This window comes from Rahnella perminowiae, from assembly GCF_019049755.1.
GTDB lineage: Bacteria > Pseudomonadota > Gammaproteobacteria > Enterobacterales > Enterobacteriaceae > Rahnella > Rahnella perminowiae.
Genome location: NZ_JAFMOS010000337.1, coordinates 1 through 5,312, shown reverse-complemented (window position 1 = coordinate 5,312; position 5,312 = coordinate 1). Strand labels below are relative to the sequence as shown.

Here is a 5,312-nt window from a genome sequence, read left to right as displayed (position 1 = left end):
GATTACAGGCTTTCAGTGAAAGTACGGGTAATCACGTCACGCTGCTGCTCAGCAGTCAGTGAGTTAAAACGCACCGCATAACCAGACACACGAATAGTCAGTTGCGGATATTTTTCCGGATGCTTAACCGCATCTTCCAGCGTTTCACGGCGCAGTACGTTAACAGTCAGGTGCTGACCTCATTCCACGCGCACAGTCGGTTGGATTTCCATCGGCACTTCACGGTATTCAAACTGGCCAAGATCGCTGACAGCGACGATCTGATCTTCCGCAAAACCCGCTTTTGCACAAACGCAGCGTGCTTGCGCTTTTTCATCATCGAGCAGCCAGAAAGAGTTTTTCAGCGCTTCATTGTTGCTTTTAGTAATTTGGATCCCGGTGATCATATGTTGCCTCCGTTGTTGGCTACGATACTGTTAATTGATTGGCGTAAGGTTTGAACGACAACCTGTTTTCCTGTTATCAGATATAACAGCAGAGCACCCCCGTGTTCTTTGATAAATATCAATCTTTTCCTTGTGGGTATTTCTCACCCACAGCATATTTATGTTTTATATCAATTTTTCCAAGATGCCAGATTAAATTATTTTGTAAATTATCAAAAAAATGTGCATAGAACGTTAAGCTGCACATAAATAGCAGCAAAAGCGCGCACGGGTTTAACTCATCAGGATGAGCAGGTAAGCTACAGTCAGTTAAAATTACCTTCACAAGGAGGGCGTTAATGTCCACTACTCTCACCTGGCATGACGTACTCGGTCAGGAAAAAGAACAACCCTACTTCGTTGATACGCTGAAGTTTGTCGCTGCCGAACGCGCGGCAGGTAAAACCATTTATCCGCCACAACAGGATGTGTTTAATGCCTTCCGTTCTACCGAACTGGCAGACGTTAAAATCGTTATTTTGGGTCAGGATCCTTACCACGGCCCTAATCAGGCGCATGGTTTATCGTTTTCCGTTCGCCCGGGCATTCCCGCTCCCCCTTCTTTAGTGAATATCTATAAAGAACTGATGACCGATATTCCCGGCTTCGAACGGCCTTCTCATGGCTATTTGCAGAGCTGGGCAGATCAGGGCGTCTTGTTGCTCAATACCGTGCTGACTGTAGAAGAAGGTAAAGCACATTCACATGCCAAACTGGGCTGGGAAACATTCACTGACAAGGTGATTGCCGCGCTCAATGAAAACCGTGAAGGGGTCGTCTTCTTGCTCTGGGGCTCTCATGCGCAGAAAAAAGGCAATATTATTGACCGCAACCGCCATCATATTTTGAAGGCACCCCACCCTTCTCCGCTTTCTGCACACCGGGGTTTTCTGGGATGTAAACATTTCTCGCAGGCCAATGCCTTACTGGTGGCCCAGGGGCTGGCACCCATTGACTGGGTGCCGAGATTACCGGAATAAAAAAGAGGCACCCGCAAAGGTGCCTCTTTCATTATCTCAGTCTGCGTGAAACAGAATCAGGCTTTGGCTTTAGAAACCGCCACCATGGCCGGACGCAACAGACGGCCGTTCAGCGTGTAACCCTTCTGCATCACCATCATTACGTGATTAGGTTCCAGCTCTTCGGATTCCATCATGGTCATCGCCTGGTGCAGTTCAGGATTGAATGGCACATGGATATCTGCCACTACTTCCATACCGAACTTGCGGACAGCATCCAGCAGGGATTTCAGGGTCAGCTCGACGCCTTCAATCAGACCCGCCAGTTCTGCATTCGATTTATCAGCCAGATCCAGCGCACGTTCCAGATTATCGATTACCGGTAACAGTTCGCCGGAGAATTTCTCCAGCGCGAACTTATGCGCTTTCTCAATATCCATCTCGGTACGACGGCGGATATTTTCCACCTCCGCTTTCGCCCGCAGCAGGCTGTCACGCTCACGCTGCTGAAGTTCTTTCAGCTGCGCTTCCAATTCAGCAATACGTTCATCGCGGGGGTCAACGACATCTGCCGCCTGAGTTTCCGCTTCCGTATGCAGCTCTTGTTCCTGCTTCAGTTCTTCAGAGACTTGCTCGTCAGGTGTCTTATGTTCTTTACTACTCATGAATCTCTCCGCGTTTTAGCATTAATCTTGCTAGTTGGCTTATTATGGGGATCAAAACCGGGGTTTCAAGGTTTGGTTTTTAATGAAACCGGTCATAATGCAGGAGTCATCACACCCTGCTGAGGATAACCACAGCGATGAATAAAAAATTTGAGTGCATTGGGATTGTCGGACACCCCCGCCATCCTTCCGCACTTGCCACCCATGAAATGCTTTACCACTGGTTAATCTCAAAAGGTTATCAGGTGATCGTCGAACGTCAGGTGGCGCAAGATTTAGCCTTGGAAGGCGCACAGACGGGGAGCCTGGCTGAGATCGGTAAACTGGCAGATTTAGCCGTGGTCGTCGGCGGTGACGGTAATATGCTGGGTGCGGCTCGCGTGCTGGCCCGCTATGACATAAAAGTCATTGGCATCAACCGGGGAAATCTCGGTTTTCTGACCGATCTGGATCCGGATAACGCTTTGCAACAACTCGATGACGTGCTGCAGGGCGAATACATCAGCGAGCAACGCTTTCTGCTGGAAGCGATGGTGCGCTGCAAAGATCAGCAATGTCGCGTAAGCACCGCCATCAATGAAGTGGTCCTCCATCCGGGGAAAGTGGCGCATATGATTGAATTTGAAGTTTATATTGACGACAAATTCGCTTTTTCCCAGCGCTCTGATGGCCTGATCATTTCCACACCAACCGGTTCTACCGCTTATTCGCTCTCAGGGGGCGGTCCGATCCTGACCCCCACTTTGGAAGCGATCGCGCTGGTGCCGATGTTCCCGCATACGCTCTCGGCGCGCCCGCTGGTCATCAACAGCAGCAGCACCATTTGCCTGCGGTTTTCGCACATGAGCAATGACCTTGAAATCAGCTGTGACAGCCAGATCGCCCTGCCGATACAGCCGGGTGAAGAAGTGATTATCCGCCGCAGCGAGTTTCACCTGAATCTGATCCATCCTAAAGACTACAGTTATTTCAATACATTAAGTACAAAACTTGGGTGGTCGAAAAAACTTTTCTGATCGGATAAAAATAATTCGCCAGCCTCTTTACTGTATATAAAACCAGTTTATACTGTATGTAATTACAGGTCTGTTGTTATGTACAGGAAGGTGATCATGCTGGCGCAATTAACTATCAGTAACTTTGCCATTGTCCGCGAATTAGAAATCGATTTTCATGCTGGTATGACAGCAATCACCGGTGAAACGGGTGCCGGTAAGTCCATTGCTATCGACGCGCTCGGGTTGTGTCTGGGCAATCGTGCGGATGGCAGTATGGTGCGCCTCGGTGCCAGCCGTGCGGATATCTGTGCGCGATTCACCTTAGCGGATACTCCTTCGGCGAAACACTGGCTGACTGAAAATCAGCTTGATGAAGGGCTGGATTGTCTCTTACGCCGGACTATCAGCAGCGATGGCCGTTCGCGCGGCTTTATCAATGGCACGCCCGTCCCCCTGTCACAGCTACGTGAACTGGGTCAGCATTTGATCCAAATTCACGGACAACACGCTCATCAGCTTCTGCTCAAACCTGAGCATCAGAAAGATTTACTCGACGCTTATTCCGATCAGCCCTTACTGCTATCAGAAATGCGCAAGGCTTACCAAAACTGGCATCAGAGCTGCCGTCAGTTGGCACAATATCAGCAACAGATGACTGAGCGAGAATCGCGCCGTCAGTTGTTGCAATACCAGTTGAAAGAGCTGAATGAATTTGCTCCCCAGGCAGGGGAATATGAGCAAATTGATGAAGAATACAAACGCCTGGCTAACAGCGGACAACTGCTTTCCCTGAGCCAAAATGCGCTTTATTTGCTGGCAGACGGTGAAGAACAGAATATTGTCAGTCTGCTCTACAGCGCCCGTCATCAGTTGGCTGAACTGGCTGAGCTCGACAGCAAAATGAATGAGCTGATCATCATGCTTGACGACGCGTCTATTCAGGTCAGTGAGGCCAGTGATGAATTACGTCATTACAGCGAACGTCTGGATATGGATCCAAACCGTTTATTCGAGCTGGAGCAGCGCCTGTCCCGCCAGATGAATCTGGCCCGTAAACACCATGTCAGTGCTGAAGAACTCCCTGAACTACATCGTCAGTTGCTCGAGGAGCAGCAGGCGCTTGATGATCAGGAAACCAATCAGGCTGAACTGAGTGAAGCCGTACAGCACCATTATCAACAAGCCGTGGCTATTGCTGAGCAGCTGCATGAAAAACGGCAGTATTTTGCCGATGAGCTCACGCATCTGATTACGCAAAGTATGCAGGCGCTCTCCATGCCACACGGTAAATTTAAGATTCAGGTTCAGTTCGAACCCGAACATTTAAATATGGAAGGGGCAGATCGCCTCGAGTTCCAGGTCACCACCAACCCGGGGCAGCCGCTTCAGGCTCTCGCAAAAGTAGCCTCCGGTGGCGAATTGTCGCGTATTGCGCTGGCTATTCAGGTGATCACGGCGCAGAAAATGGAAACGCCGGCGCTGATCTTTGATGAAGTAGATGTTGGTATCAGCGGCCCGACGGCTGCGATCGTCGGTCGTCTGTTGCGTCAGTTAGGCGAATCAACGCAAGTGATGTGCGTCACTCACTTACCGCAGGTTGCAGGTTGTGGCCATCAGCATTATTTTGTCAGCAAAGAAACAGACGGTGAAGTGACTGAAACCCAAATGAATCGCCTTGATAAGAAGGCGCGTTTGCAGGAACTGGCACGTCTGCTGGGCGGAAGTGAAGTAACCCGAAACACGCTGGCCAACGCAAAAGAGTTACTCGCAGCGTAAAAAGCTCAACTTTTTTACAGTTCAGCGGTCATACAGGTGCTCCGCAAAGGTTTCAAACTGATGAAAGGTCTATTATCATCGGCATCTTATGCCCTAAAGGAATGTAATGACTATGCGCTGTAAAACGCTAACTGCCGCCGCTGTAGCTCTTGTAATGCTTACTGCGGGCTGTTCCACTCTGGAAAAGGTGGTTTATCGGCCTGACATCAATCAGGGGAACTACCTCTCTCCTGCTGATGTTCAAAAAATTCATACCGGTATGACTAAACAACAAGTTGCTTATGTTCTCGGCACGCCGATGTTGCATGACCCGTTTGGCAGTAATGTTTGGTATTACGTGTTCCGTCAGGAACCAGGCCATGAAGGTGTCACTCAGCAGACATTAACGCTGACCTTCAACGAGTCTGATACGCTGACCAACATCGACAACAAACCGAAGTTGAGCGATCAAAAATAAATCGCCCCGGTGTGATGGTCTCTGGTTACCGC

Annotated in this window: 6 protein-coding genes and 1 pseudogene; 4 read left to right on the top strand and 3 right to left on the bottom strand. The window is 49.5% G+C overall.

Annotated elements, in window-relative coordinates; genetic code table 11:
• Positions 1-2: 2 nt before the first annotated feature.
• Positions 3-386: pseudogene (gene grcA, locus J1785_RS03650) on the bottom strand (autonomous glycyl radical cofactor GrcA).
• A gap of 118 nt (positions 387-504) precedes the next feature.
• The gene (locus J1785_RS03645) at positions 505-732 is read right to left on the bottom strand and encodes a hypothetical protein (RefSeq protein ID WP_217218839.1); all 228 of its coding nucleotides are present in this window, start codon (positions 730-732) and stop codon (positions 505-507) included.
• Here J1785_RS03645 and ung point away from each other — a divergent pair.
• The gene (gene ung / locus J1785_RS03640) at positions 725-1,405 is read left to right on the top strand and encodes a uracil-DNA glycosylase (RefSeq protein ID WP_217218838.1); all 681 of its coding nucleotides are present in this window, start codon (positions 725-727) and stop codon (positions 1,403-1,405) included. The genes J1785_RS03645 and ung overlap by 8 nt on opposite strands.
• A 56-nt stretch (positions 1,406-1,461) precedes the next feature.
• Here the strand turns inward: ung and grpE are convergent, their stop codons facing one another.
• Entirely contained in the window at positions 1,462-2,049 is a 588-nt protein-coding gene (grpE, locus tag J1785_RS03635) for a nucleotide exchange factor GrpE (RefSeq protein WP_129952911.1), read from the bottom strand.
• Between the two features lie 137 nt (positions 2,050-2,186).
• On the opposite strand from grpE, the gene nadK reads away from it, so the two are divergent.
• The 3 genes from nadK to bamE all read left to right on the top strand — a co-directional run bounded on the left by nadK (position 2,187) and on the right by bamE (position 5,280).
• On the top strand, positions 2,187-3,065 hold the full coding sequence (nadK, locus tag J1785_RS03630) for an NAD(+) kinase (protein WP_129952912.1): 879 nt from the start codon (positions 2,187-2,189) through the stop codon (positions 3,063-3,065).
• 96 nt (positions 3,066-3,161) lie between these two features.
• Complete coding sequence (gene recN, locus J1785_RS03625; protein ID WP_217218837.1) at positions 3,162-4,823, top strand: DNA repair protein RecN; 1,662 nt, start codon at positions 3,162-3,164, stop codon at positions 4,821-4,823.
• Positions 4,824-4,935: 112 nt separating this feature from the next.
• Positions 4,936-5,280, top strand: coding sequence for an outer membrane protein assembly factor BamE (gene bamE, locus J1785_RS03620; RefSeq protein WP_037040188.1), 345 nt, complete (start codon positions 4,936-4,938; stop codon positions 5,278-5,280).
• Positions 5,281-5,312: the final 32 nt, after the last annotated feature.

What these genes read in the sequence shown, in the direction of transcription:
- recN (WP_217218837.1), top strand. Translation starts at nt 3,162, where the DNA reads ATGCTGGCGCAATTAACTATCAGTAACTTTGCCATTGTCCGCGAATTA.
- grpE (WP_129952911.1), bottom strand. Translation starts at nt 2,049, where the DNA reads ATGAGTAGTAAAGAACATAAGACACCTGACGAGCAAGTCTCTGAAGAA.
- bamE (WP_037040188.1), top strand. Translation starts at nt 4,936, where the DNA reads ATGCGCTGTAAAACGCTAACTGCCGCCGCTGTAGCTCTTGTAATGCTT.
- ung (WP_217218838.1), top strand. Translation starts at nt 725, where the DNA reads ATGTCCACTACTCTCACCTGGCATGACGTACTCGGTCAGGAAAAAGAA.
- nadK (WP_129952912.1), top strand. Translation starts at nt 2,187, where the DNA reads ATGAATAAAAAATTTGAGTGCATTGGGATTGTCGGACACCCCCGCCAT.